Annotated in this window: 25 protein-coding genes; 12 read left to right on the forward strand and 13 right to left on the reverse strand. The window is 63.1% G+C overall.

Annotated features, from left to right (window positions below; all coding sequences use genetic code 11):
- Nucleotide 1 precedes the first annotated feature (1 nt).
- From ssuC to KIP88_RS09785, 4 genes are read right to left on the reverse strand one after another with little or no spacing between them, the layout of a single operon-like run.
- Nucleotides 2–808 (reverse strand): aliphatic sulfonate ABC transporter permease SsuC, encoded by an 807-nt coding sequence (ssuC, locus tag KIP88_RS09770; RefSeq protein ID WP_214487676.1) that lies wholly within the window; start codon nt 806–808, stop codon nt 2–4.
- Complete coding sequence (gene ssuD / locus KIP88_RS09775; RefSeq protein WP_374226451.1) at nt 805–1,974, reverse strand: FMNH2-dependent alkanesulfonate monooxygenase; 1,170 nt, start codon at nt 1,972–1,974, stop codon at nt 805–807. The genes ssuC and ssuD overlap by 4 nt, the downstream gene beginning before the upstream one ends.
- On the reverse strand, nt 1,968–2,921 hold the full coding sequence (locus tag KIP88_RS09780; RefSeq protein ID WP_214487678.1) for a sulfonate ABC transporter substrate-binding protein: 954 nt from the start codon (nt 2,919–2,921) through the stop codon (nt 1,968–1,970). Before KIP88_RS09780 ends, ssuD begins: the two co-directional genes overlap by 7 nt.
- A 23-nt stretch (nt 2,922–2,944) precedes the next feature.
- A complete protein-coding gene (locus KIP88_RS09785; RefSeq protein WP_214487679.1) occupies nt 2,945–3,892 on the reverse strand; it encodes a sulfonate ABC transporter substrate-binding protein in 948 nt (315 codons plus the stop codon).
- 491 nt (nt 3,893–4,383) lie between these two features.
- Between KIP88_RS09785 and KIP88_RS09790 the strand changes: the two genes are divergently transcribed.
- Nucleotides 4,384–5,370 (forward strand): ABC transporter substrate-binding protein, encoded by a 987-nt coding sequence (locus tag KIP88_RS09790; RefSeq protein WP_214487680.1) that lies wholly within the window; start codon nt 4,384–4,386, stop codon nt 5,368–5,370.
- A gap of 61 nt (nt 5,371–5,431) precedes the next feature.
- On the opposite strand, the gene KIP88_RS09795 is transcribed toward KIP88_RS09790, so the two are convergent.
- The gene (locus KIP88_RS09795) at nt 5,432–6,640 is read right to left on the reverse strand and encodes an LLM class flavin-dependent oxidoreductase (RefSeq protein ID WP_214487681.1); all 1,209 of its coding nucleotides are present in this window, start codon (nt 6,638–6,640) and stop codon (nt 5,432–5,434) included.
- Between the two features lie 186 nt (nt 6,641–6,826).
- On the opposite strand from KIP88_RS09795, the gene KIP88_RS09800 reads away from it, so the two are divergent.
- On the forward strand, nt 6,827–7,942 hold the full coding sequence (locus tag KIP88_RS09800; RefSeq protein ID WP_214487682.1) for an ATP-dependent RecD-like DNA helicase: 1,116 nt from the start codon (nt 6,827–6,829) through the stop codon (nt 7,940–7,942).
- A gap of 114 nt (nt 7,943–8,056) precedes the next feature.
- On the opposite strand, the gene KIP88_RS09805 is transcribed toward KIP88_RS09800, so the two are convergent.
- Nucleotides 8,057–9,772 (reverse strand): caspase family protein, encoded by a 1,716-nt coding sequence (locus KIP88_RS09805; RefSeq protein ID WP_214487683.1) that lies wholly within the window; start codon nt 9,770–9,772, stop codon nt 8,057–8,059.
- A gap of 266 nt (nt 9,773–10,038) precedes the next feature.
- On the opposite strand from KIP88_RS09805, the gene msrA reads away from it, so the two are divergent.
- The 5 genes from msrA to KIP88_RS09830 all read left to right on the forward strand — a co-directional run bounded on the left by msrA (nt 10,039) and on the right by KIP88_RS09830 (nt 12,491).
- A complete protein-coding gene (gene msrA / locus KIP88_RS09810) occupies nt 10,039–10,758 on the forward strand; it encodes a peptide-methionine (S)-S-oxide reductase MsrA (RefSeq protein WP_214487684.1) in 720 nt (239 codons plus the stop codon).
- A 9-nt stretch (nt 10,759–10,767) separates the two neighbouring features.
- Nucleotides 10,768–11,178 carry a peptide-methionine (R)-S-oxide reductase MsrB gene (gene msrB, locus KIP88_RS09815; protein WP_214487685.1) on the forward strand — a complete coding sequence of 137 codons (411 nt, stop codon included), beginning with the start codon at nt 10,768–10,770 and terminating at the stop codon, nt 11,176–11,178.
- Between the two features lie 116 nt (nt 11,179–11,294).
- Nucleotides 11,295–11,669, forward strand: coding sequence for a hypothetical protein (locus KIP88_RS09820; protein ID WP_214487686.1), 375 nt, complete (start codon nt 11,295–11,297; stop codon nt 11,667–11,669).
- Between the two features lie 149 nt (nt 11,670–11,818).
- Entirely contained in the window at nt 11,819–11,983 is a 165-nt protein-coding gene (locus KIP88_RS09825; RefSeq protein WP_214487687.1) for a DUF3309 family protein, read from the forward strand.
- A 223-nt stretch (nt 11,984–12,206) separates the two neighbouring features.
- Entirely contained in the window at nt 12,207–12,491 is a 285-nt protein-coding gene (locus KIP88_RS09830; protein ID WP_212417802.1) for a hypothetical protein, read from the forward strand.
- 54 nt (nt 12,492–12,545) lie between these two features.
- On the opposite strand, the gene KIP88_RS09835 is transcribed toward KIP88_RS09830, so the two are convergent.
- From KIP88_RS09835 to KIP88_RS09850, 4 genes are all read right to left on the reverse strand, one after another.
- Nucleotides 12,546–13,082, reverse strand: a complete 537-nt coding sequence (locus KIP88_RS09835) for a DUF4112 domain-containing protein (RefSeq protein WP_214487688.1) — start codon at nt 13,080–13,082, stop codon at nt 12,546–12,548.
- Between the two features lie 683 nt (nt 13,083–13,765).
- Nucleotides 13,766–14,188, reverse strand: coding sequence for a DUF5413 family protein (locus tag KIP88_RS09840; protein WP_214487689.1), 423 nt, complete (start codon nt 14,186–14,188; stop codon nt 13,766–13,768).
- Between the two features lie 170 nt (nt 14,189–14,358).
- Complete coding sequence (locus tag KIP88_RS09845) at nt 14,359–15,489, reverse strand: DUF2336 domain-containing protein (protein WP_214487690.1); 1,131 nt, start codon at nt 15,487–15,489, stop codon at nt 14,359–14,361.
- A 416-nt stretch (nt 15,490–15,905) separates the two neighbouring features.
- Nucleotides 15,906–16,469: a hypothetical protein gene (locus KIP88_RS09850; RefSeq protein ID WP_214487691.1), complete on the reverse strand. Its 564-nt coding sequence runs from the start codon at nt 16,467–16,469 to the stop codon at nt 15,906–15,908.
- A gap of 26 nt (nt 16,470–16,495) precedes the next feature.
- Here KIP88_RS09850 and KIP88_RS09855 point away from each other — a divergent pair, with 26 nt between their 5' ends.
- Nucleotides 16,496–16,759 (forward strand): hypothetical protein, encoded by a 264-nt coding sequence (locus KIP88_RS09855; RefSeq protein WP_249790651.1) that lies wholly within the window; start codon nt 16,496–16,498, stop codon nt 16,757–16,759.
- 306 nt (nt 16,760–17,065) lie between these two features.
- On the opposite strand, the gene KIP88_RS09860 is transcribed toward KIP88_RS09855, so the two are convergent.
- Entirely contained in the window at nt 17,066–18,706 is a 1,641-nt protein-coding gene (locus KIP88_RS09860; RefSeq protein WP_214487693.1) for a hypothetical protein, read from the reverse strand.
- A 50-nt stretch (nt 18,707–18,756) separates the two neighbouring features.
- Complete coding sequence (locus KIP88_RS09865; RefSeq protein WP_214487694.1) at nt 18,757–20,049, reverse strand: adenylosuccinate synthase; 1,293 nt, start codon at nt 20,047–20,049, stop codon at nt 18,757–18,759.
- 279 nt (nt 20,050–20,328) lie between these two features.
- On the opposite strand from KIP88_RS09865, the gene ybaK reads away from it, so the two are divergent.
- Entirely contained in the window at nt 20,329–20,802 is a 474-nt protein-coding gene (gene ybaK / locus KIP88_RS09870) for a Cys-tRNA(Pro) deacylase (RefSeq protein ID WP_214487695.1), read from the forward strand.
- Between the two features lie 23 nt (nt 20,803–20,825).
- Here ybaK and KIP88_RS09875 read toward each other — a convergent pair whose 3' ends face one another.
- Nucleotides 20,826–20,990: a hypothetical protein gene (locus KIP88_RS09875; protein WP_214487696.1), complete on the reverse strand. Its 165-nt coding sequence runs from the start codon at nt 20,988–20,990 to the stop codon at nt 20,826–20,828.
- Nucleotides 20,991–21,383: 393 nt separating this feature from the next.
- Between KIP88_RS09875 and KIP88_RS09880 the strand changes: the two genes are divergently transcribed.
- From KIP88_RS09880 to KIP88_RS09890, 3 genes are all read left to right on the forward strand, one after another.
- Nucleotides 21,384–22,310, forward strand: a complete 927-nt coding sequence (locus KIP88_RS09880) for a DMT family transporter (RefSeq protein ID WP_214487697.1) — start codon at nt 21,384–21,386, stop codon at nt 22,308–22,310.
- A 105-nt stretch (nt 22,311–22,415) separates the two neighbouring features.
- Nucleotides 22,416–23,231, forward strand: a complete 816-nt coding sequence (locus KIP88_RS09885; RefSeq protein ID WP_214487698.1) for an MlaD family protein — start codon at nt 22,416–22,418, stop codon at nt 23,229–23,231.
- A 40-nt stretch (nt 23,232–23,271) separates the two neighbouring features.
- Nucleotides 23,272–24,489: an alpha-hydroxy acid oxidase gene (locus KIP88_RS09890; protein ID WP_308163442.1), complete on the forward strand. Its 1,218-nt coding sequence runs from the start codon at nt 23,272–23,274 to the stop codon at nt 24,487–24,489.
- The last annotated feature ends 78 nt before the right edge of the window (nt 24,490–24,567 follow it).

Below are 24,567 nucleotides of genomic sequence, written 5' to 3' on the forward strand. Positions count from 1 at the left end.
CTCAATGTTTCTGGAAGGCCGGATGCCAGGACAACGTCAACCGTTCCAGCGTGCGCGAGGCGCTGTCGGCGAGCTTGCCGAGCAACGCGTAGATCAGGATCGACAGCACCACGACGTCGATCAGCATGAACTCGCGCGCCTGCATCGCCATGTAGCCGAGGCCGGACGAAGCAGCGATGGTTTCGGCCACGATCAGCGTCAGCCACATGATGCCGAGCGCGAAGCGCAGGCCGACGAAGATCGACGGCAGGGCGCCGGGGAAGATCACCCGGCGGAACAGTTCGCCGTCGGTCATGCCGTAGATGCGGCCCATCTCGATCAATTGCGGATCGACGGTGCGGATACCATGCAGCGTGTTGAGATAGATCGGGAAGAACACGCCAAGCGCGACCAGGAACAGTTTCGCCGATTCATCGATCCCGAACCACAGGATGACGAGCGGGATCAGCGCCAAATGCGGGATGTTGCGCACCATCTGCAGCGTTGTATCGGTCAGCTTGCTGGAAGTCTGCGACAGGCCGTTGGCGAGCCCGAAACTGAATCCGATGCTGCCGCCGATCAAAAATCCGATGCTGGCGCGCCAGAAGCTGACCCAGATGTTGCGGACGAGTTCGCCTGACTGCAGCAGCTTCCATCCCGCCAGCGCGACGTCGCTGGGCGCCGGCAGCACGCGTGCGGACACGAAGCCGGTGACGCAGGCAACCTGCCATATCAGGATGATCGCTAGCGGCACGATCCACGGGATAAGGCCGTCGATCCGCGGCAATTTCGGTGCGCCCACGCGCGGAAGACTGTCGATGAGACTCATGATTGCGATGCCTGTTTATGCGGGCGGTATTCATTGCCGATGGTTTCGCCGAACGGCCCGGTGTTGAGGCGGATCGGGGTGACGTTGCTGGCCTTGTCGAGCGACAGCAGCGGGAACACCAGCTCGGCGAAGCGATAGGCTTCCTCCAGATGCGGGTATCCTGACATGATGAAGGTATCGATACCGATATCCTGATATTCCCTGATCCGCGCCGCGACGGTTTCGGGATCGCCGACCAATGCCGTGCCCGCGCCGCCGCGCACCAGGCCTACACCGGCCCAGAGATTGGGGCTGATCTCAAGCTTGTCACGGCGGCCGCCGTGAAGCTGCGCCATGCGCTGCTGGCCGACCGAGTCCATCCGCGAGAAGATCTTTTGCGCCGAGGCGACCGTTTCGTCCGTGACGTGCTGGATCAGTTCGTCGGCGGCCTTCCAGGCTTCCGCATTGGTCTCCCGCACAATCACATGGAGGCGAATGCCGAACGACAGCTTTCGTCCCCGCGCGGCCGCGGCGGCTCTCACACGATTGACCTTCTCGGCGACCTGCGCCGGCGGCTCGCCCCACGTCAGATATTTATCCACGGTATCGACGGCGACGTCGATGCCGGCATCGGACGATCCTCCGAAATAGAGCGGCGGCCGTGGTGACTGCACCGGCTGGAACAGCAATTTGCCGTCCTCGATGCGGATATGCTTGCCCTCGACATTGACCGTCTTGCCGGCGAGCAGGTCGCTGTAGACGTTGAGGAACTCGCGCGTCACTTCATAGCGCTCGTCATGCGACAGGAAGACGCCGTCGCCCTTGTTTTCGATCGGATCGCCGCCGGTGACGACGTTGATCAGCAGACGTCCATTCGACACCCGGTCGAGCGTCGCGGTCATGCGGGCCGCTACCGTGGGCGACTGCAACCCTGGCCGGACCGCCACGAGATAGCGCAGCCGCTCGGTCCATGGCGCCACGGCCGAGGCTGTCACCCAGGAATCCTCGCAGCTACGCCCGGTCGGCAGCAACACGCCGAAATAGCCGAGTTGGTCCGCGGCCTGCGCGATCTGGCGCAGGTAGTTGAAGTTCACCTCGCGTCCACCCGTGGTGGTGCCGAGATATCGGCCGTCGCCATGCGTCGGCAGGAACCAGAGGATGTTGGCGTTGGGTTGCGTGCTCACGATCCGGACCTCCGGGCCACGTCAGAAATCTTGATTTGTTTTGGAATGAGTCCGAGCGCGAAGAACGTGTCCGCGACCTGCTGTTGGTCGGCTATCACGCTCTCGGTGATCGGCTTGATGCCGTAGGACTGCCGCTTCAGCGCGACTTCGACGACGGGAACGGAAAGCCCGATCGCCGGCGCAAGTTGCTCGGCGACGGCGTGGATGTCGCCCTTGGCCCAGTCATCGACCTCGCTCAGTTGCGCCAGCACGACATCGACGATCTTCGGGTCGGTCTCCAGGAACTTCCTGGACGAGAAGTAGAACTGATAGTTCGAGACGATGCCAGCGCCGTCAGCGAGCGTGCGCGCGCCGGTGGCGGCTTCAGCAGCGGCCTGGAACGGATCCCAGATCACCCAGGCATCGACCGCGCCGCGCTCGAACGCCGCGCGGGCATCGGCCGGGGCCAGAAACACCGGCTCTATCTCAGAGTATTTGACGCCAGCCTTCTCCAACGCCTTCACCAGCAGATAGTGCACGTTCGAGCCCTTGTTCAGCGCGACCTTCTTGCCCTTGAGGTCCGCGACCGAACTCAGCTTGCTGTCCTTCGGCACCAGAATGGCCTCGCCCTTCGGCGCCGGCGGCTCATAGGCGACGTACTGGATCGGCGCGCCCGCAGCCTGCGCGAAGATCGGCGGTGCCTCTCCGGTGTTGCCGAAATCGATCGCGCCGACATTGAGCGCTTCGAGCAGCGGTGGGCCGGACGGAAACTCGGTCCACACCACCTTGTAACCGGCGGTCTTCAACTTCTCTTCCAGCGTCCCCTTGCTCTTGAGCAGCACCAGCTTGCCGTATTTCTGGAAGCCGATGCGGACTACCTTATCCTGGCCGTAGGAAGCGCCGACGGTCGCGGCGACCATGCTGATCGACAGCAAGGCGCTCGCGAGCAAGCGTTGAAACAAACGCGTCATGAGTTACGTCCCTTTTTTGGAATTCAGCTCTGGGTATGGCGCCAGACGATGTCGCGCACGGCGATCGGCTTCGGAATCAGGCCGAGCTTGTGGAAGCGGTCGGCGACCGCCTGCTGCGTGGTGACGATCTCGTCGGTCACCGGGCCGATCAGGAAAGACGCGCGGTTGGCCGCGACGGTCTGGACCTCGAGCGGCACGCCGGTCACCGCAGCGAGTGCGCTCGCGACCTCGGCGCGATTGGCCTCGGCCCAGCGCGCGGCCTCCGCCAGGCCATCGATCACATCGCGGGTTTCCCGCACATGGGTGTTGGCGAAATCGCGGTTGGCCAAATAGAACGAATTGGTCTTGGCGACTTCATGGGCATTGATGAGAATCCGCCCGTTCTGGCGCTTCTCGCCGATCGCGAAATACGGATCCCAGATCGCCCACGCCTCGATGCTGCCATTGGCGAAGGCCGGCCCGGCATCGGGCGGCGTCAGATAGACCGGCGTGATGTCCTCATAGGTCAGTCCGGCCTTCTCCAGCGTGGCGATCACCACGTTGTGCGCGCTGCTGCCCTTGGTAAATCCGACGCGCTTGCCCTTCAGGTCGGCAATGCTGCGGATGCTGGAATTAGCAGGGACGAGAATGCCCTGCCCGTTGGTGATCCGTGATCCCGCGACATAAACGATATTGGCGTTCGCCGCCTGCGCGAAGATCGGCGGCGTATCGCCAACGGCGCCAAGGTCGACGCTGCCGATGCTCATGGCTTCCAGCAGGGGTGGCCCCGACGTGAACTCGATCCATTTGACCCCAATTTGCTTGCCGGCGAACCGCTTTTCGAGCACGGCCTGCTGCCGCGCGATCACCAACACGCCGGTCTTCTGGTAACCAATACGGATTTCCTTGACGGGCGTTTGCGCCTCTGCGCGCGACGACAGCGCAGCAATTGCGCCTCCAACCGACAATCCGAGAAACTCCCGACGCTTCATTCCAAATCTCCTGACGATCATGCGCGCAACGTCGCGCGATCATGCGATGTCAGAATGATGGGATCGTTGGCTCAAGCTGTCGAGCGCCTGCAAAAAATAACGACGTGCGTTCTGTCATTCGACAATGGCACAACGCATTTATTGTTGGATAAACGACTGCGACGATATTTTTTCCCGCAGCACACATGATCGGAACCGCATCCAACGCTCCACGGCGCCGCGGCTTTGCCGGCCGATCGCTTTGCGCAGTGAAAGTTTGCCGACACGCTTTCAACACTTGTCGCGAGCTACTTTCTGCACAGTATTTAAGCGACAGCTGCGCTGTATACGATTTCGTTTCACGACAATGAATTCGAACGAACGATTCATTGCGACCTCACAACGTAATTCAGTCAGCCATTTCATTGACTGCGTTTCGGCCGCTCGTAGGCTTTGTGCATCGCTGATTGCGCCCACGCAATGCAGCGGATGAAATGAGAAAGATCAAAAACATGAATGCAACCAAACTTGAATCGCGCACCTACGCGCGTCTCCGTCGCATCGGCGCAACGTTGTTCAGCGCGGCGATGGGCGTGGCGATTACCGCATCGGCGCTGGCCGCAGACACCGTGACGCTCCGCGTCGGCGACCAGAAGGGCGGCAATCGTTCCTTGCTCGAAATCTCCGGTTACGCAAAGGATTTGCCTTACAAGATCGAATGGTCGGAATTTCCTGCTGCCGCGCCGATCCTCGAAGCGCTGAACGCAGGTGCGCTGGATGTCGGCTATACCGGCGATCTCTCGTTCCTGACGGTGTATGCGGCCGGCGCTCCGATCAAGGCCATCGGCGGCACCCGCTCCGATGCCAGGACGCAGGCCATCCTCGTCCGACAGGACTCGCCGATCAAGTCTGTCGCCGACCTCAAAGGCAAGCGCCTTGCGGGAACGCGCGGCGGCTGGGGCCAGTTCCTGATCAATGCGACGCTGGAGAAGGCCGGACACAAGATTGAGGAAGCGACCTTCGCGCCGCTCGGGCCGGTGGACGCGAAGATCGCACTGGTCGCAGGCTCGATCGATGCATGGGCGGTCTGGGAGCCCTACGTCTCCTATGCCACGCTCAAGGACAATGCGCGGGTCATCGCCAACGGTGAAGGCCTGATGCCGACCGTCACCTTCATCGTCGCATCCGATAGTGCCATCGCCACCAAGCGCGCGGCCGTGCAGGATCTCGTACAGCGTCTCAACAAGGCGCGGCTATGGTCGCTGGATCACCTGCCTGAATACGCGAAGAACACCGCGGAACTCACCAAGCTTCCCGAGGACGTGCTGCTGAGTGCCTACAAGGCGCAACGCACCAGCCCGATCGCGATCGACGAAAGCATCGTTAGGGAAATTCAGGAAGCCTCCGACCGCGCCACCCGCTACGGGATCCTGGCGAAGAAGCTCGACGTCAACAAGACGGTCGATCGCAGCTTTACGGCGGCTGCGAACTCGAATTGACGGCGCCCACCATTGAACGGCGCGATTTAGATCGCGCCGTTCAAGCTTTATCCGCAAACCACTATCCCGCCGCCACCTTCGGCGCCGGCGCAACATTGATCGCCAGCTTCCCGTAGCGATCCCTAAAGGCCTCCGTGTCGATCTCTTCAAGCTGGATCGCGCCGCTCATCACGCCCTTCTTCCACGCGTCATGCTCGGGGTCGTTCTGGAATTCCGGCATCACCTCTTTGCCGAACAGCTCAAGCGACTCGCAGATGTGCTCGTGGGTGTTCTTGCCGGCCTGGTTGAGCAGGATTACCTGATCGATGTGGGAAGAACGGAATCGCCGCAGCTTCTTGCGGATGGTTTCCGGCGAGCCGATCAGGCCGCCGCGCAGCGCCGCCTCCTGCGCTTCCGGATTGTCGCGCTTCCACTTGTTGTACTCGTCCCACATGTTGACCGTGCCGGGATCCGGACGCTGCCGGTTCTGCGAAGCGCCGTAATAGCGCAGCGCGAACTGGAAGAAGGTGGCGCCGTCGGCGCGGGCGCGGGCTTCCTCGTCGGTCTTGGCGCACATGAAGAACGAGACCAGCGCCATGTTCGGGTTGATCTCGTAATCGGCCAGCTTCTTCAGCCGTTTTGTAATGGCGTTGTAATAGGCATGCACCCAGGCATGCGCCGCATCCGCGCTGACGAACTGGAAGCCGAGCGCGCCAAAGCCGTTTTCGCCGGCACGCTCGATGGTCGGCAGCTGCGAGCACGCCATCCACAGCGGCGGATGCGGCTTCTGAACCGGCTTCGGCACCACGTTGCGCAGGGGAATATCGAAATACTTGCCGTGATGTTCGGTGCCGACTTTCGTGAACATCGGAAAGATCGCCTGCACCGCTTCCTCGAACACCTCGCGCTTGGTCTCCATGTCGCGGCCGAACGGCGTCAGTTCGGTGATCGACGCACTTTCACCCATGCCGAATTCGCAGCGCCCGTTGCTCAGGAGATCGAGCACCGCCACGCGTTCGGCGACGCGCGCGGGATGATTGGTGGTGAGCTGGAAAATGCCGTGGCCGAGCCGGATCTTCTTCGTGCGCTGGCTGGCTGCGGCGAGGAACGATTCCGGCGAGGGAGAGTGGGAATATTCCTCGAGGAAATGATGTTCCACCACCCAGGCGTAGTCATAGCCGATCCGGTCGGCGGTCTCGAGTTGGATCAGCGCGTTCTGGTAGAGACGGAGCTCATCACCCTCTTCCCATGGGCGCGGCAATTGCAGCTCGTAAAAGATGCCGAATTTCATGACGCCTCCCATGGATGCTTGTTATTTTCGGTCAGTGTATTCGCCATGCATCCCAAGTCCAGCCTCGACCGCGAAACAGCAATTCCGCAGGACGGAAGCAGCCTTGCATGGCACGCGCGAATGGTTAGCTTTACGCTTCCGTTGAGTCGCGGCCTTCCGCCCGCTCTTCATCTCCGTCTGGACCCCATGACCACGTTTACGCCGCACCAGGATTCCGCGCTGAAGGCCGTTGCCGACTGGTTGAAGGCCAAGCCCGGCCGGGGCGGCACGCCGCCGGTGTTCCGGCTGTTCGGCTATGCCGGCACCGGCAAGACAACGTTGGCGCGCCACATCGCCGAGGGCGTCGAGGGTGAGGTGAAGTACGCGGCATTTACCGGCAAGGCGGCGCTGGTGATGCGCAACAAGGGGTGCGACAACGCTTCCACCATCCACTCGCTGATCTATCGCGCCAAGGAATCCGGCGTCGAGCAGCCGAGTTTTGAGCTGTGGGACGACGCGCCGGCCTCGAAGGCCAAGCTGATCGTGATCGACGAATGTTCGATGGTCGATGCCGAACTCGGCCGCGACCTGATGTCATTCGACTGTCCCCTGCTGGTGCTCGGCGACCCCGCACAATTGCCGCCGATCCAGGGCGGCGGCTTCTTCACGGACTGCGAGCCCGACGCGATGCTGACCGAGGTGCATCGCCAGGCGCAGGACGACCCGATCGTGCGGATGTCGATGGATATCCGCGAGGGCCGCGAACTCGAAATCGGCCGCCATGGCGAGAGCGAGGTGGTGCTGCGCAGCGAGCTCGATCCGGACCGCGTGATGAGCGCCGACCAGGTGCTGGTCGGGCGCAACAACACCCGCCGCGCCTACAACATGCGCGTTCGCCAGAAGCAGAACATCGAGGATCCCTTTCCGGTGGCCGGCGACAAGCTGGTCTGCCTGCGCAACAACCGCAAGAAAGGCCTGTTCAACGGCGGGCTGTGGCGGGTGAAGTCGCGCACCCAGCCGCGAGGGAAATCAAAAATCCTGACCATGCGGCTGTCGCCCGACGAGGAGTTCGGCCACAAGGTGACCAAGGTCTCGGTACGCCACGATTGCTTCGAGGGCGGCATCGATGCGATCCCGTGGGAGCAGCGCAAGCCCTATGACGAGTTCGACTACGGTTATGTGCTCACGGTGCACAAGTCGCAGGGCTCGCAATGGGATGACGTGGTGCTGTTCGATGAGAGCTTTGCGTTCCAGGACAGCCGGGCGAGATGGCTCTACACGGGGATTACGCGCGCGGCGAAGCGGTTGAGCGTGGTGGTGTAGGGCTCGTCATTGCGAACGAAGCGAAGCAATCCATAGGGCCGCGTGCGGAGGCATGGATTGCTTCGCTTCCTTGCGCAAACGCTTCGCGTTTGTCGCAGGCAATGACGACAACAGTTACTTCCCCGCCACGAAGTAAAAATCCTCGCGCCCCGGCAGCGAGCCGTAGGTGAACGGCTGCTGCGTGCGATTGGTCGCCTTCCAGACATCGTCGCGGACGATGTCGAACAGCTTTCGCACTTCGATCTTCGGTTCCTTGATGACGCGCGCGAGCACCGTGGCGAACGGGCTGTTGAGGGCATCGCCGTCGAGCGCGGTCTCGCCATGCTTGGCGGCGTAGACCACCATGAAGCCGGCTTCCGGCTCGATGTTGGAGAAACCGCGGTTGACCAGTTTTAGCGCAATCGTCCGCTGCATGGTCTTTTCAAAAGGATTGTCGCGGCAGGCGTCGAGCATCACCAGGCGCAATTTCCGCGCGCCGGCAACAGATGCGATCACCTGTTCAAGGGCAACCGCCTGCGTCTCCGCGTCGCTGTCGGCCTTCAGCCTGGCATCGACGGGGATCAGGTAATTCACGCCGCCGATTTCCATGCCGTGACCGGCATAGTAGACGACAGCCCAATCCGCCTTCTCGGCCTCCATGCCGAACTCGTGCAGGGTGGCGAAGAATTTATCCCGGGTGAGATCGGGCACCAGCGTCACTGTGGCAAAGCCGAGCTCGCGAAAGGTCGACGCGATCAGCTTGGCGTCGCGCGGCGGATTAGCCAGCGGGGCAACATTCCTGTAGGCGCCGTTGCCGACGATCAACGCGACCTTGCGCGGCCCCGCTGGTTGTGGCGTCGACGGCGACGCCTTGCCCGCAGGCGTCGGCGCGGCCGTGCCCAGCAACGCTTCCAGCCGCTCCTTGGCGACGGCGCGCGCAAGCGTGGTGTCGATGTCCTCGCGCCGCGCCGCCACGGCGTTGGCTGCCGCGCGATAGTCGGCACGTGCGGCGGCGAGGTTGCGGCGCTTCTCGAAAAGCTGCCCGCGGCCGACATAGGCGCGAACGTAGTTCGGATTGATCTTGAGCACCTGGTCGTAATCGCCGAGGGCGGCGTCGAGATTGCCCTTGCCGAGATAGGCATTGCCGCGGCTGGTCAACGCGTAAACATTGGTCGGCGACTTCGCCAGCGCCGCATTGCAGTCAACGATCGCGTCATCGAACCTGGCCATGCCGATGTAGGTAATGCACCGGTAGGCCGGCACTTGCGGACCGTCGGGATTGACCTTTTGCGCCTCGGCGAAGTCAGCGAGGGAGGCGTCGTACTGCTTCATCAATCCTTGCAGACGCCCGCGGTTGTAATGGTGCAGGTAGCGGCTCTGATCATTGGAGATATGCTTGACCGCCAGATCGAACTCATCGAGGGCCCGCCGCAGCTCTCCCCTGCGCATGAAGATCAGGCCGCGGTTGTTGTAGGCACTGCCGTAAGTCGGACGCAACTGCAGGCACAGATCATAGTCGGCGAGCGCACGCTCGTCGTCGCCCTTGTAGCTGTAGGCAATGCCGCGCGCGTTGATGACGTTGATATTCTGGGGCGCGATTTCGTGGGAGGCGGTAAACGCCGCGATCGCACCATCGTAATCGCGCTTCTTCACCAGGGAGTCGCCACGATACCAGAAGGCGGCGGCCCGGGAGGGGCCGGTGATCTTCTCGTCGGCGATCACGCTCTCGCAGGCCACCAGGCGTGCGGCGGGCTCCGCCGTGGAATTGCGGCAGGTGTCGATATCGCCGGCGGCCCGCGCAGGCGCAGCGGCGGCAAGCATGACGAGACCCAGCAACAAGGCCCGCAACATCGGCGAAACGCTCCGGCACATGGATTTTGGTCGCGGCGCGCGACCGGCGGTTCATTGTGGAAAGACAGACCCGCACCGGTCAAGCGTGACCGATCGCCCCCTCCTTAAGGCCTTGCTCGGGCGCAGCTTTATTCACGAACTCGTGTGGCGCCGACCGTAACAATCCGCGCCCAGGGCCGTATCTTGGGCATCGGAGAGAGTTGAGCCGATTGCGAAACGCCGATCCCGCTCTAGACTGCCCCCAACCATTGCCGAAAGAGGAAACCATGTCCCCTCGCCATCTCAGCCGCCTGTCGCTGTGCGCTGCCGCCATCGGCGCGCTGGCCATCGCCGCTGTTACCATCAGCCCCTCGCGCGCCTCGTCGGAAGCCGTCATTATTCCGCCGCCCGCCGTCGACGTTCAGGCGGCCGACGAAATCCAGACCGCCGTAATCGCCGGCGGCTGCTTCTGGGGCGTGCAAGGCGTGTACCAGCACACCGCCGGCGTGCTCAACGCGGTGTCCGGCTATTCCGGCGGCAGCAAGATGACCGCAAACTACACCATGATCGGCACCGGCACGACCGGACATGCCGAGGCGGTCGAGATCAAATACGATCCGAAGAAGATCAGCTACGGCAAGATCCTGCAGATTTTCTTCTCCGTCGTGCACGATCCGACGCAATTGAACCGCCAGGGCCCGGACACCGGCACGCAATATCGCTCGGCGATCTTCACCGCCAATGACGAGCAGAAGAAGGTGGCGGAGGCCTATATCGCCCAGCTCAACGCCGCCAAGGTCTACAAGAAGCCGATCGTGACCAAGGTCGGCCCGCTGCAGGCGTTCTACGCGGCCGAGGACTATCACCAGGACTACCTGACGCTGAACCCGAACCAGCCCTATATTGTCTTCAACGACATCCCGAAGGTCGAGAACCTGAAGAAGATCTTTGCGGAAAACTACATCGAGAAGCCGACGCTGGTGCGCAACGCGAAGGCTACCAATTAAGGAGGCTAAATGTCCGACACCAAAACATCCGGCAAGGTCGTCAAGAGCGAGGCCGAGTGGCGCAAGGAGCTGACGCCGATGCAGTACGCCGTGCTGCGCGAGAAGGCGACCGAGCGGCCGTTCTCCGGCGAATATGAGCACGAGCACCGCAAGGGCACCTATACCTGCGCCGGCTGCGGCCAGACGCTGTTCGAATCGGACGCCAAGTTCGACTCCGGCTGCGGCTGGCCGAGCTTCACCGCGCCGACCGTGGACAGCCATGTCGACGAGGAGCGCGATGCCAGCCACGGCATGATCCGCACTGAAGTCTTGTGCTCGAAATGTAACGGCCATCTCGGCCACGTCTTCCCCGATGGCCCCGGCCCCACCGGCCTGCGCTACTGCATCAATTCGGCGGCGCTGAAGCTGCAGCCGAAATAGTTCGAGTAACACTCGAACCTGTCATTTCCCCCGCGCGACCAAGGGCTCGCGCGGGGTTTCTATTTGATGGGATGCTTCCCGGCCTACCCGGTGCGCAAACAAGGATGAATTTCGAAATGCACATTTCCAAACGTCTGCTGCTCGGTGTCGGCGCAGCTACCCTCATCATGGAGAGCGTTGTGATCCAGCCTGCCTTCGCCACCGACAAGGTCTCCCTGTTCAAGGTCATCACCGCCAAGGACGAGATCGTGATCGGGATCAGCGAGGGCGATCTGGCCCAGATGGAAGGCCAGAACGCCGGCGGCGTCGCCAAAATGCTGGTCGCCAGGGGCTCAATGAGCGCGTGGCAGTACGCGGTGCGCAAATCCGCCGGCGGCGATCTCGAACAGGCGCCGCTGCACAAGGTCGGCCTGATCGCCACCGACTCCCTGCGCGTCGAGCCCTATGCGACGCCGTTGAAGGTGCTGCCGATCGACGAGACGAAAAAGTGACTTCTTCCTTTCTCCCCTTGTGAGAAGGAAAGCGCGGACCATCCCCCGTTTTCAACGGATCGACCAACGACTCGCGGCCCGGAATATGCTTTTATCCGGGCTGCGGGAGCGTTTTGGGGGACGCCCGCGGGCCTTCGGGGGAGCGCGTCATGTCGCTTGGCACGATACTCGTCATCATCCTGATCATTATCCTCCTCGGCGGCTTCTCCGGCCGCATCAGGGGTTATGGCTACGGACATGGCCATTCCGGCATGGGACTGATCGGGGTGATTTTGGCCGTGCTCCTGATCCTGCTGCTGCTCGGCAAGATTTGAGCCAGTTAAATCATTGAAAAAACTTGACTAAATTTGTGTTCCCCGCAGCCATGCGCGGATTCATCATCACCCCCGATCCGCTCGTTCAGGGGTCGCATTTTTGTCAAAGAAGCTTATATTAGACCCCGAAATGACGTGCACGGCGCGGCCGCCGTAGAGGCCCACCGTCGTCCAATCCCCATTGCTCACACGCAAGAGCCGAGAAAGATTGAGGTCACCGTCCATGCGTCCCTTCAGCTACAACACCGCCGCCGAACTGTTTCCCGCCGCGATCCGCAAGAAGAAGCGGGCCGGGTTCGCCTATCGGCGTTTTGGCACCGCGGCCGAAGCCGTTCGCTTCGCGATCGAGGAGCTGCCGGCGGACTCGCTGAACGGCGCCTATCTGCAGGTCGAGGAAGCCCGCTTCGACCAGAGCGGCATCCGCTCGCTCTATGAAAGCGAAGCCTTCCCGCTGCCGCGCCGTCCGCGTGCGCCCGCCAGCGCCGAAGACAAGGCCGACGCGGCCTAAGCTCTATATTGTCAAACAGCGCGCTCCCGGAGTTCATTCCCGGGGGCGTTTTTGTTAGCGCGGCTGCCGGTCGAGCCAGCGCTTGAGCATGCGCACATTGCGGACGTTGGCACGGAACATGACGTCGAAGGCGTCACCCGCGACCGGCACCAGGCCGACCACGCCATCGACAGCGACATTGGCGAGCATCCGCGCCGTGATGTGCCAGGGCGCCCCGAGCGCGCGTGCCTCCCGCACCACCCACAGCGAAATCGCCGTCGTGATGATGTCGCCGACCACGGGGATCAGCCCGATCAGCCCGTCGATGCCGTAGCGGAATTTGGTGCCGGGCACGATGAAGGCGACGTCCAAAAGTTTTGCGATGGCGTCGAGCCGCGCCAGCCGCTGCTCGCGCGTCAGATCGCCGAACGGATTGGCGGCGGAATGACCGAAATCGAACCGCAATCCCTCGAACTGCGTGTGCAGGTTCGCCTCGGGGATTTCGTGCCCGTCCTGGTCGATGACCGGACCGCGCCCGGCCGCGCGCGTCCGGGAAGACTGCCCGGAACGTGAACGCGGCGGCGTATAGATATCGTCGTTTGACATGGCCATCAGATGGTAACGCGAATGCGAGCTGCAAGTTGCGTCAAATTATCGCTTTCGATGCTAGCGCTTGATTTTGACGCGTTTTCTTCACGCGAACCGGTCCCACCCCCGATCAAGTCCGAGGGCATGCTTCGCTTGAGAACGCTTTATCTCCCCCGCGCCGCGGTGGGGTACCCCGGCCCCTTCGGCCGCTGCCGCGCCAACGGGACATGACGCGCGATCGGCAACCCGCTGCCCCGACCCCGGAGTTTACCGGATAGACCGGCCGCGAAAAAAACCTACAGTTCAAGCCTTAACCACGGTTGAGTGGGCTCGGGGTTTTTTCACGTAAGCGTATTGCAATCACATGCGCATGAGCGGCGGGCCGAAAGGCCCGCCGTTTTTGCTTGCGCAGTCGGCTCGTCCAGTCGGAAGTCATCTCTGCCTGGGGTGCAGGGACCCACCGTTTTATCCGCGTCATTGCGAGCGAAGCGAAGCAATCCATAATACGGCAGGCGGAGAGGTGGATTGCTTCGCTGCGCTCGCAATGACGAGAGAACGAAGACATGCACAATGGCTGTCATCCCCCGCGCAGTTCGCAGTCCCGTGGGCAAAGCGAAGCGTGCCCACCATCGAGAGGCGCATTCGATGATGCATGGTGGGCACGGCGCTGACGCGCCTTTGCTCACCCTACGGATCAGGACAAAACGCTACGTCGAATGCACCGGCCGCGGCGCGTCGGCATATCGGTGCGCCAGCCAGGACGACAGCATCGCGGGCACCAAGCCGACGAGGCCGTAGAGCACAAACTGCAGCGCGCCGGTATCCGGCCCGCGCGAGCCATAGAGCAACGAGGCGGTGGCAAAGCCGATGGCGCCCAGGATCAGTATCCGCGCCACGAAAGAAATCCGTTTGACGTGATAGAGAATGTCGTCGATGGCGCCGAACATCAGCAATGGCACGATGCCGAACAGATAGCTGTACTGCAGCGTCTTGACGAACGCGCCGAGGAATTTTCCGATCTCCGACAAAGAGGTGTCGGTCCAGTAGCCCGAGGCCACCGTGGTCGCGAACAGCATCAAAAATCCGCCGACGAGCGGGCCGATGGTTCCGAAGATCAGATAGCGTTTCATGGCGGCCTCTGCGTTGAGTCAAGTGTCGAGAACGAAGACTCACCGTCGGACCAACCGCTGGTTCCGTGACCAGACATGATCCGGTCTCGACAGCGCCTTGGCCGTACGCAATTTCAAATCCAGTCAGGGCGGAGTCAAGAGGCCAGCGACCTTCGATGCAGAAGCCGCCGTCAGGCAGACCGGCTCAGTTTGCCATTGGCAGCCGGCGCAACCGCTGCCGGCTCGTTCTTCTTTGCAAGAATCCGATCCGACCCAAACCGGATGGTCCATTGCGCGACCGACAGCAACAAGGACTCAAACACCGCCACGCATTGTTCGAGCTCCCGGTCGGTGGATGGCGGGCAATTGGGCCGGTTGCGGACGATCATCGTCGTTGTCGACCAGGTCAGCCGGGCGGCCTTGCAGGCGACGATCAGTCCATACACCCGGTCGGGTTCGAGCAAGGGTTCGATCGCCTCGACCTTGACGTCGGCCTTCAAGGCAAGCGCGGCGACCACGTGGACGTATTCACCCCTTACCGCAAACCGGTTGACGATTGAATCATTCAGCTTGCCGGTGCGATTGAGCGCAACGACCTCGCTTTGCGCCTGGGTGTAGTCAATCGCCTTCCGGGGCGCGCCGCTCTGTCCGGCGGCCGCGGCAGAACCTTTCCCCCGCACAACAGGCCGCGGCGCCGTCAGGAAGCGCGCGCGCACGACGTCGGCAACCTTGCCAATGAGCTCCCGCAACAGGCTGCCGGGCATGTCCAGGCGAACGCCGAGCTTCTCCGCCAGCCCCTCATCGCGCTCGGCCCGCCCCACCAACGTCGCGTAACCGCATTCGGAGAAACGCGCGCCGGCGTTCCGCGCGAGCGCGTTGGAGACGTTGACGTCGCCAAATCTCATCAGCGCGTCCGTCAGCGCTTCGTTGAGCGTCTTTCGATCGCAGATTGCCAGCAGATGCTGCTGGCCGCGGCTTTTGATGATTTCCAGAAGGTCTGCTTCCGACACACAGTTGGAGCTTCTCAGAACCGGTGCTGCAAGCAAGGGCTGTTCGTGAAACGCAAGCTTGCGGATCGTCTGGCGCGGGGCCCGGTCGATGGTGGCGAGGGCCTCGCTGAGCTGGATCACGGTCGTTGCTTCCACCCGCTCGATCAGGTGGGCGAGGACGCCGTCGACCGCAGCGATCTGCGAGTCGCCGAGGCGACCGACATTGGACAGGAACAGGTCCGTCACCTCCCCGAAAATTCGGGCATCGTGCTCGGGTCCATCCTCTTCGGCGCCGTTCAATTCTTTGCGGAGATCCGACGATGCGGCAGGCATGGCTATCCGACCTCCCGCTGGATCGTCCCGGCTCGCCGCATGGCCTTATTTCCGCAAGTTCGCGTCATGCCCTCAGGCCCACGGTTCGGAACGCGTCCAGCAGCGGCCGCTCCACCGCGCGGATGGCCGGGGTCTTCGTGGATCCATCGGCAGCGGAATGAACAAGCATTTGAGCGCCATTCGAAAGGCCGGTTTCGGGAGCCTTTTCACTCCAACGAAAGCAATAAGGCGGGTGCGAGCAATAGCCGCTGATCGTACCCTGGCTTCCCTAACGGGTGGTTGTTCCGGAGCCGGGATTTTCCGCATTTATACTGAGTTTTGCAGCGCGGAAGGCGAGCCCGGCCGGCTCGGGCAGCCGGGCCAGGCAACGTCCGCTTCCGAAAGGCCACGCCGCTACAATCCGACCAAGACCGTCATCACCCGCGAAAGCGGGTGATCCAGTATTCCAGAGACGCCTGTAGTCCATCGAGAAGCTGCGGCGTACTGGATACCCCGCCTTCGCGGGGTATGACAGCGGAGGCGGTATGCCGGAAATTGACGGTCACGGATGCCGCGTCATGGACGCGGAGTACCCGCCGCACGGCGTGACCGGGTGGGAGCGCCTTACTCCCCAACGCCGCAAAACGCGCGATTGAAAGCGCGTTCGCCAGGCGGGCTGTTCGATCGCGGTCCAGGACGCGGACACTTGCGTCTGTTCCTTCTCGAAACCCGTCAACCTCGCAAAAGCGCGGCATCAAAATCGAGTTGTCGCGCATCCGCGCTTCGGTCGACGTGGCGTGCACGCAACAGTTAAGGAAGTGTTGGCGCGAGCCATTGCAGCTTCGCAGCATTAGCGCATAATTCGCGGCGGGGCCGCGCAGCACTTTTGATTCGAACATCGGCAGAAATCGAGCAACCACACCGGGTGATTCCCGGGTGATGGATGACGCGTGCGGCAGCGCAAGCCGCGTGCAGCGCCCCCAATGAATAGCGGCCAGCACCACGTGCAACCTTGGGGAACGCATCGATGACTTTCCATCATACAAGCAGGATCGCACTTCTCTTCGCCATCGCCTGCGCGGCGACGGCGCTTTCCGCACGCCCAGCCCTCGCCTCGGAGGCGCAGCAGATGTGCACCGGCGACGCCATGCGGCTATGCGGCCATGAAGTCCCCAACGTCCAGCGAATCACCGCCTGCATGGTCAGGCAGCGCGCGAATCTCAGTCCGGGCTGCCGTGCCGTGATGGACCGCGACCATGCCGCGCGGAGGCGAGCCGCCACCGCCGAGTGACCGGTCGAGCCGGTCGAAGACAAACGCGAACGGCCTTGGCAGCGCTGCGTGCAATGCTGAGGCCGCTGTCCGGCTAAGCTCTGTCGCAGCGATCGATCGAACTATCGATTTACTGGCTCAACGGAGATCCGCTCAGGCTGGAGCCCATTGCGGTTCTGATTGAATTAGAACCGGGCTCTAGATTCTTGTTTTGACGCGTTTTCTTGACGCGAACCGGTGTCCACCCCGGATCAAGTCCGAGGGCATGCTTCGCTCGAAAACGCTATGGAGAGCGCATCTGCTGCGCTCCAGCTACGCGGCCCAGAGCTACTCCCCCCACGTCGCAAACGCGTCGTTGAACGCGCGCTCGCCGGGGGCGCCCTTTTCGATCGCGATGATAGCGCGGCGTTGATTGACGTAGACCAGCGGCACGTCGAACCAGGAACGCTCCTTCAGGAGCTGCAGATTGCGGGCGCGGTCGGAATCGACGTTGGAGAGGCCGACCAGGAAGAAGCCGTCGGTGACTTTCACGGCGAGACCGGCCAGTGGCGTGCCGCGCGCCTGCTCGTTGGACTTCATCAGGATGCCCGGCACGTTGCCGACGCCGCCGCCGGAGAAATCCTGCGGCAGGATGAAGGTCAATTCCGCGGTGTGGCTCGCCGGCAGCGACGAGTCGGTATTGCGGCGGAACGACATCGTCATCTTGAACTTGCGGTCGGGAATCTCGATGTCGGCGCGCACGGCGATATCAGGCTTCTGGTTGCCGCTCGCCTTGATCGGTTCGGTGCGCCAGATCACCGAGCCGACATATTGCTTGCCCTTGGGATCGGACGGGTCCTCGTCATACAGCACGACGCGCTGCGCCACCGGCGCCACGTTCTCGCTCGACGATGGCTGGCCGACACGATCGGGGATCTTCGGGCGCGACTGCGGCGCTGCCGGATCCTTCGGCGCTTCCGCCACTTGGGAGGATTTGAACAGGCCGCTCACGGCCGTGACGGCCGACTTGCCCCACAGGATGCCGGCTCCGACCAGAATGAGCACGATGCCGACGGCGATCGCGCTCTTGAACGGAAATACGGTACCTGTGCGGGCGCGCTTCGGCGGCTCGCGGTCGCGGTCCTGCGAGAGCCGCGAGCGCTCACGCGGCGGCGGCATCTGCGGCGGCTGCGGCGCGTAACGGTCGGCCTCCGCCAGCGATTCGTCATACGAATAGGGTGCGTCGGGATCGGCGCCGCGGTTCTCCATGTTCGGCTCGAGCCGGTCGAATTCCGGCGAGGGCGACGGCACGTTGGCATAGGTCTTTCGCGCGGCGCGATTGGCCTGCGCCGCGGCGCGGCCGAGATCGTCGGCGTCGGCGGCGATGTCGCGGAAGCCACGCATGCCGGGCGGCTGCGGCGGCATCGGCGGCGGGCCGCCATTGTCAGGGCGGCGGGGGCCGTTGCCGTTGCCGCGCTCGCGGGGCGGCGGTGGCGGCAGGCCGGCATCCTGCATTGGAATCTGCGGCGGCTGCGGGCGCGGCGCGCCGGGCGGCGGCGCATCGGCGCGCAGATTGCGCGGCGGGCGTTGCTCATCCTGGCCAAGCGGCGGACGGGCTTCGCGCGAGGGGGATTGAGAAGGCGGACGTGGACGCGGCGTACCGGGCGGGCCCGGAGGGCCTGCGGATTCCGGCGGCCGGGCATTGGCGCGGCGGAAAGCGTCGCCGCCGCGCGCGGCACCGGTGCCGCCGCCCGGCCGCGAGGCCTCGCGGGCGCGCTGGGCGGCTTCCGATTCGACCTTGCGCACGGCTTCTTCCAGCGAGAGCCGCTCGCGGGTGATTTCGGATTCGGAAAGCGGCGGCTGAACGCTGCGCAGCTGCGCGATCAGCGCGGTGCGGGCCCGCTCATAGAGCGCACGGCGGCTCTCACCTGGAGCATTGGGATCCAGGCCGGCGATAGCGCGTGCGATCAGCGGGTAATAATCAGCCATTTCTCTTCAATACTGCAGCTCTATTTTGGAGTCTTGGCGGTAACATCCCGTTAAGCCTCGAACGGGTTCTGTACCAGAATAGTATCCTCGCGTTCGGGGCTGGTGGAAAGCAATGCGATCGGACAACCCACGAGTTCCTCGACCCGACGCACATATTTAATGGCCTGGGCCGGCAGATCTGCCCAGGAACGGGCGTTGGCCGTCGGCTCCTTCCAGCCTTCGATCGTCTCATATATGGGCAACACCCGGGCCTGGGCGCCCTCGCCCGCCGGCAGATGGTCGATTTCCTTGCCGTCCAGCATATAGCCGGTGCAGACCTCGATGGTGTCGAAGCCGTCGAGAATGTCGAGTTTTGTGAGTGCGAGCCCGGTGATGCCGCAGGTGCGGACGGTCTGGCGCACCAGCACCGCATCGAACCAGCCGCAGCGGCGCTTGCGGCCGGTGTTGACGCCGAACTCCTTGCCGCGGCGGCCGATCTCCTCGCCGATCTCGTTGTTGAGTTCGGTCGGGAACGGGCCCTGGCCGACGCGGGTCGTATAGGCCTTGCAGATGCCGAGCACATAGCCGACCGCGCCCGGGCCCATGCCGGTGCCGGTCGCCGCCTGCGCCGCCACCGTGTTGGACGAGGTGACGTAGGGATAGGTGCCGTGATCCACATCAAGCAGCGCGCCTTGCGCGCCCTCGAACAGGATGCGCTTGCCCTCACGGCGTTTGATGTCGAGCAGCCGCCACACCGTCTCGGTGTAGGGCAACAGTTTTGGCGCCAGCGCGCTGAGTTCCTTGAGGATGCCGCCGCCGTCGATCTCCTCCAGATTGAGCCCGCGGCGCAGCGCGTTGTGATGCGCCAGCAGACGGTCGATCTTGTGCGGCAAAGTGTCGAGGTCGGCGAGGTCCATCAGGCGGATGGCGCGGCGGCCGACCTTGTCCTCATAAGCCGGGCCGATGCCGCGGCGGGTGGTGCCGATTGCGGTGTTGGCATTGGATGATTCGCGCAGCGCATCGAGTTCGCGGTGCAGCGGCAGGATCAGCGTGACGTTCTCGGCGACGCGCAGGTTTTCCGGGCTGATGGCTACGCCCTGGTCCTTCAGTCTTGCGACTTCGTCGAGGAAGGCCTGGGGATCGAACACCACGCCGTTGCCGATCACGGCCAGCTTCGAGGGCCGCAGCACGCCGGAGGGCAGCAGCGCCAGCTTGTAGGTCTCGCCATTGATGACGAGTGTATGGCCGGCATTGTGGCCGCCCTGGAAGCGCACGACGATATCGGCCTGCTCCGACAACCAGTCGACGATCTTGCCCTTCCCCTCGTCGCCCCATTGGGCGCCGACGACGACAACATTGGCCATTTCTAAAGTGTTCCCTGCAAATCTGATGGTCCCAGCATGACCTTTCCGGAAAACCGGTCTCCACTTTTCCGGATCATGCGCTAGCCTGCCCAGCCAAAATTACGGCCGGGGCCGTTCGCATGCGAGGCAGCCCCACCGGATAAAGGAAGCGGGTGCTCTAGGCAAGCAAGAAGGCAGTTTTAGGGGAGCCTTAGAACGGCTCCAACCCATTGATATCCCCGTAAAATTCCTGACCACGCGGCGATAGACGCATTAACATCCGGCAATGACGGAAAGGCCATGTCGAAAACCACCCGTGCGACCCAGTCGCTGGAAAAGCTTGGCGTGAAGTTCACCCTGCATGCCTATGACTACGACCCGGATGCAGCGAGCATCGGGCTGCAGGCGGCGGACGCGCTCGGCGTTGCGCCTGCGCGCGTGCTCAAGACGCTGATGGCCGAGGTCGACGGCAAGCCGGTCTGCGCCGTGGTGCCGTCGGACTGCGAAGTCAGCATGAAAAAGCTCGCCGGCGCCTTCGGGGCGAAGGCGGCGAAGATGATGCGGCCGGCGGATGCCGAACGGCTGACCGGCTACCATGTCGGCGGCATCTCGCCGTTCGGGCAGAAGAAGCGCGTGCCGGTCGCGATCGAGGAAGCCGCGCTCGGCCATGCCAGCGTGTTCCTCAATGGCGGCCAGCGCGGCCTGCAGGTCGAACTCGCTCCCCAAGACGCCCTGAAGGCTGCGGGCGCGATCGCGCGCGCACTCGTGGCGTGAGCGGCCTTCGCGTCGGCTGGGCCCTAACTGGTGAGTCTGGGCTGCGTCTGCGCCCATAGCATCGCCTCGATGATGGCCTCGCGCAGTTTCGGGCGCTGCTCCTCATCGCATTCGATGAACGCCAGTATAGAATTGGCGCGAACGGCAAACTGGTGACGCGTTTCGGCTTCGGCTTCTTCGGCCGACATCGGATTGCTCAAAGGAATAACCCATCATCTCTAGAAATTCGCCTCACGGACAGACGAAGCTGCGGACAGCCGCCGCCTGCAAAACCGTGGTCCCAGCGATCGAACGAACGCCCTGTACTGAAATTAACCCGGAATAACCCACCGCATGCGCCCGGAAAACAAACCAAGGTTGGGTCGCATGAATCAATCGTCCTATGATTGCATATCCGCCCGTCCGCTGGCAACCCCAAACAACAGACAAGGAACAGACAAGGCGGCCTGCATGGTCGCGATGCATCCTGCACCATTGATGAGCACCGCAAATCCGTGTCTGTGACAGGGCCGGGCCACCTTCCGGCCCGGCGACGTCAGCCCGGGCGGGCCGCGGCGCCACGAACCGGGCCTTACCTTTAAATGACGGCTACCGACCAGACTTCATCCGCCCCATCCGGGAACTGGCTCGCCAACCAGCCTTATCTGCTGCTCAGCATCACGGCGCTGTGCTGGGCCGGCAACGCCATCGTAGGAAGAATGGCCGCCGGCCACATCGCGCCGGTGACGCTTTCGTTCCTGCGCTGGTCGTTCGCGTTCCTGATCATCCTGCCGTTTGCCTGGAAGCATCTGGTCCGCGACTGGAGCGCGATCCGCAGCCGCCTCGGCATCATGATCCTGCTCTCCATCACCGGCATCGGCGCGTTCAATACCCTGCAATACTGGGCGCTCGAACACACCCAGGCGCTGAACACGCTCCTGTTGCAGTCGGCAGGCCCGCTGGTGGTCGCGGTGTGGTCGCTGGTGCTGCTCGGGGTGAGGCTGACGCTGGCGCAGGCCGCGGGCGTCCTGCTGTCGATGGCCGGCGTGCTGATCATCCTGATGCATGGCGACCTCACCAAGCTTTCCAATATCGAGTTCAACATCGGCGACCTGATCTTCATCGTGGCGCTTGCGATCTTCGGGATCTATTCGGTGCTGTCGCTGAAGCGGCCGGCGATCCATGGCCTGTCATTCGTCGCCTTCACCTTCGGCGCCGGCGCGGCCTGCCTGATCCCGCTGTTCATCTGGGAACTGTTCGCGCGGCCGCTGATGCAGATCGACACCGCGAACCTTTTGACGCTCGCCTATGTCGCGCTGTTCCCCTCGACGATCGCCTATCTCTGCTTCAATCGCGGCGTGCAACTGATCGGCGCCAACCGCGCCGCGCCGTTCTTCCATGTGGTCCCGGTGTTCGGAACCATCATGTCGATCGTCTTCCTCGGCGAGCATCCGCAAGCGTTCCACTTCATCGGTTTTGCACTGGTGCTGACCGGGGTGTTTGTGGCGTCGCGAAAGGCGTCTGCCTGACGTTTCCCTCGCCGCCACTTCCCGGGGCGAGGTCGCGAGAAGGCTGCGGTGACTTGACGGGTTAAATCCGCTAGGTCTTGACCCCGCGACGTTAAGGGCACCTCGATGAAGGTTCGCGCCAGCAATCTGATGATCGGAACCTTGACCCTGGCCCTGATCGCCGGGTCGCTCAGTGCGTGGCTCGGTTACCAGAAGCTCGCCGGCATCAAGCAGAAGGTGCCGTTCCGCGTGGTTTTCGAAGGCTCGGCATCCGGCCTGCGCAAGGGCGGCAGCGTGAATTTCGCCGGCATCCGGGTCGGCGAAGTGGTGTCGCTCAAGCTCGACCATCCGCGCCGCGTCGTCGCCCTCGCCATGATCGACGGCAACACACCGGTGAAAAGCGATACCCAGGTCGGCCTGGAATTTCAGGGGCTGACGGGCATTGCGGCGATCTCGTTCACGGGCGGATCGGACGAGGCGCCGCCGCCGCCAAAGGGCGCGGACGGCATTCCCGAACTGACCGCCGATCCGGAAGGCACGCTCAACACCCAGGAAAAGATCCGCGTGGCGCTGCGCAACGTCGACAGGGTGATATCAGACAATGAGGCGGCGGTGAAAGACACGCTGCGGAATTTCGAGAGTTTCACGGCCTCGCTGTCCACCAACGGCGAGAAGATCACTTCCATCATCGGCACCGCCGAATCCGGGATCAACGCCGTTGACGACGCGCTGACCAAGACCAAGGACTTCCTCGGCAGCCTCGCCAGCGACAAATATGGCGGCGAATTGCTGCCGACCGTGATCTCGATGCGCGAGCTGATCGAAAGTTTTGACAAGAAATCCGGACAGGTTCTGGCCGAGGCGCGAAAAATGCTCGGCGAGGTCAGCGCGTCCATTAACAAGTCGGATCCGAAACCTGCCGCACCACCCCGCCGCCGCTAGGCTGCCGCCGCACAACAACCAAAAAAATGGAACGCCCGACGTGCTCGACAAATCCGCAAGCCTGACCGCGCCGCCCACGACCGTGACCCGCACCGAGAGCACGGTGCCGCGGCCTTTGCAAAAATATCTCTCGCTCGACGATTTCGAACTTGTGGCGCGGCGCCGGATTCCGAAATTCCTCTACGGCTACATCTCCGGCGGCACCGAGACCGACGCAGCCATGCGCGACAACCGAAAAGCCTTCGACGAATACGGTTTTGTGCCGCGCGTGCTCAACGACGTCTCCGGCCGCGACCAGACGACCACGCTGTTCGGCAAAACTTATGCCTCACCGTTCGGCATTCCGCCGATGGGCTCTTCGGCGCTGAGCGCCTATCGCGGCGACATCGTGCTGACGCAGGCGGCCAGATCTGAGAACGTGCCGATGATTCTCAGCGCCTCGTCGCTGATCACGCTGGAGGATGTGCGCGCCGCCAATCAGGCCGCGTGGTATCAGGCCTATCTCGCCGGCCTGCCGGAGCGGATCGAACCGCTGGTTGATCGCGTGGCGGCGGCCGGCTACGATACCTTCGTCATCACTGCCGACGTGCCGGTGCCGCCGAACCGCGAAAACAACATACGCAACGGCTTTCAGGTGCCGCTCGCGATCACGCCGCGCGTGTTCTGGGACACGGTCACGCATCCGCACTGGCTGTTCGGCACCTGGGCGCGCACGCTGATGAATTTCGGCATGCCGCATTTCGAGAACATGGATGCCAAACGCGGCCCGCCGGTGCTTGCGAAAAACCTGATGCGCAATATCGGCGCCCGCGACCAGCTCGCCTGGAAACATGTCGAACTGATCCGCAAGCGCTGGAAGGGCAAGCTCGTCGTCAAGGGACTGGTCTCGCCGGCGGATGCGCGAATGGCGCGCGAGAGCGGCGTCGACGGCGTGATGCTCTCCAACCATGGTGGCCGCCAGCTCGACTACACGATGTCGGGCCTGCGCACGCTGCCGGAGGTCGCGGCCGAAGCAAAGGGCATGACCATCATGGTCGATGGCGGCATCCGCCGCGGCACCGACGTGATCAAGGCGCTCGCGCTCGGCGCGCATTTCGTCTGGATCGGCCGCCCCTTCCTCTATGCCGCGATCGTCGGCGGCGAAGCCGGCGTGCAGCGCGCGATCACGCTGCTCAAGGCCGAGATCGATCGTGACTTGGCGCTGCTTGGTATTCGCTCGATCAGCGAGATCACACCAGACTTGGTAAGGAAGTTCTAGAGGCGCTATCGCTGACCGCGCGGCTCGCGCTGCTGCCAGATTTCTTCGATCGAGACTTGCGTCTTCCTGATATCGTAA

Source organism: Bradyrhizobium sp. SRL28 (genome assembly GCF_018596315.1).
Taxonomy (GTDB): Bacteria; Pseudomonadota; Alphaproteobacteria; order Rhizobiales; family Xanthobacteraceae; genus Bradyrhizobium.

What these genes read in the sequence shown, in the direction of transcription:
- KIP88_RS09875 (WP_214487696.1), bottom strand. Translation starts at nt 20,990, where the DNA reads ATGTCGGCCGAAGAAGCCGAAGCCGAAACGCGTCACCAGTTTGCCGTT.
- KIP88_RS09785 (WP_214487679.1), bottom strand. Translation starts at nt 3,892, where the DNA reads ATGAAGCGTCGGGAGTTTCTCGGATTGTCGGTTGGAGGCGCAATTGCT.
- KIP88_RS09825 (WP_214487687.1), top strand. Translation starts at nt 11,819, where the DNA reads ATGTCGCTTGGCACGATACTCGTCATCATCCTGATCATTATCCTCCTC.
- KIP88_RS09840 (WP_214487689.1), bottom strand. Translation starts at nt 14,188, where the DNA reads ATGAAACGCTATCTGATCTTCGGAACCATCGGCCCGCTCGTCGGCGGA.
- msrA (WP_214487684.1), top strand. Translation starts at nt 10,039, where the DNA reads ATGTCCCCTCGCCATCTCAGCCGCCTGTCGCTGTGCGCTGCCGCCATC.
- KIP88_RS09790 (WP_214487680.1), top strand. Translation starts at nt 4,384, where the DNA reads ATGAATGCAACCAAACTTGAATCGCGCACCTACGCGCGTCTCCGTCGC.
- KIP88_RS09830 (WP_212417802.1), top strand. Translation starts at nt 12,207, where the DNA reads ATGCGTCCCTTCAGCTACAACACCGCCGCCGAACTGTTTCCCGCCGCG.
- KIP88_RS09880 (WP_214487697.1), top strand. Translation starts at nt 21,384, where the DNA reads ATGACGGCTACCGACCAGACTTCATCCGCCCCATCCGGGAACTGGCTC.
- msrB (WP_214487685.1), top strand. Translation starts at nt 10,768, where the DNA reads ATGTCCGACACCAAAACATCCGGCAAGGTCGTCAAGAGCGAGGCCGAG.
- KIP88_RS09795 (WP_214487681.1), bottom strand. Translation starts at nt 6,640, where the DNA reads ATGAAATTCGGCATCTTTTACGAGCTGCAATTGCCGCGCCCATGGGAA.
- KIP88_RS09855 (WP_249790651.1), top strand. Translation starts at nt 16,496, where the DNA reads ATGACTTTCCATCATACAAGCAGGATCGCACTTCTCTTCGCCATCGCC.
- KIP88_RS09845 (WP_214487690.1), bottom strand. Translation starts at nt 15,489, where the DNA reads ATGCCTGCCGCATCGTCGGATCTCCGCAAAGAATTGAACGGCGCCGAA.
- KIP88_RS09800 (WP_214487682.1), top strand. Translation starts at nt 6,827, where the DNA reads ATGACCACGTTTACGCCGCACCAGGATTCCGCGCTGAAGGCCGTTGCC.
- KIP88_RS09780 (WP_214487678.1), bottom strand. Translation starts at nt 2,921, where the DNA reads ATGACGCGTTTGTTTCAACGCTTGCTCGCGAGCGCCTTGCTGTCGATC.
- ssuC (WP_214487676.1), bottom strand. Translation starts at nt 808, where the DNA reads ATGAGTCTCATCGACAGTCTTCCGCGCGTGGGCGCACCGAAATTGCCG.
- KIP88_RS09860 (WP_214487693.1), bottom strand. Translation starts at nt 18,706, where the DNA reads ATGGCTGATTATTACCCGCTGATCGCACGCGCTATCGCCGGCCTGGAT.
- KIP88_RS09865 (WP_214487694.1), bottom strand. Translation starts at nt 20,049, where the DNA reads ATGGCCAATGTTGTCGTCGTCGGCGCCCAATGGGGCGACGAGGGGAAG.
- KIP88_RS09820 (WP_214487686.1), top strand. Translation starts at nt 11,295, where the DNA reads ATGCACATTTCCAAACGTCTGCTGCTCGGTGTCGGCGCAGCTACCCTC.
- KIP88_RS09885 (WP_214487698.1), top strand. Translation starts at nt 22,416, where the DNA reads ATGAAGGTTCGCGCCAGCAATCTGATGATCGGAACCTTGACCCTGGCC.
- ybaK (WP_214487695.1), top strand. Translation starts at nt 20,329, where the DNA reads ATGTCGAAAACCACCCGTGCGACCCAGTCGCTGGAAAAGCTTGGCGTG.
- KIP88_RS09835 (WP_214487688.1), bottom strand. Translation starts at nt 13,082, where the DNA reads ATGGCCATGTCAAACGACGATATCTATACGCCGCCGCGTTCACGTTCC.
- KIP88_RS09805 (WP_214487683.1), bottom strand. Translation starts at nt 9,772, where the DNA reads ATGTTGCGGGCCTTGTTGCTGGGTCTCGTCATGCTTGCCGCCGCTGCG.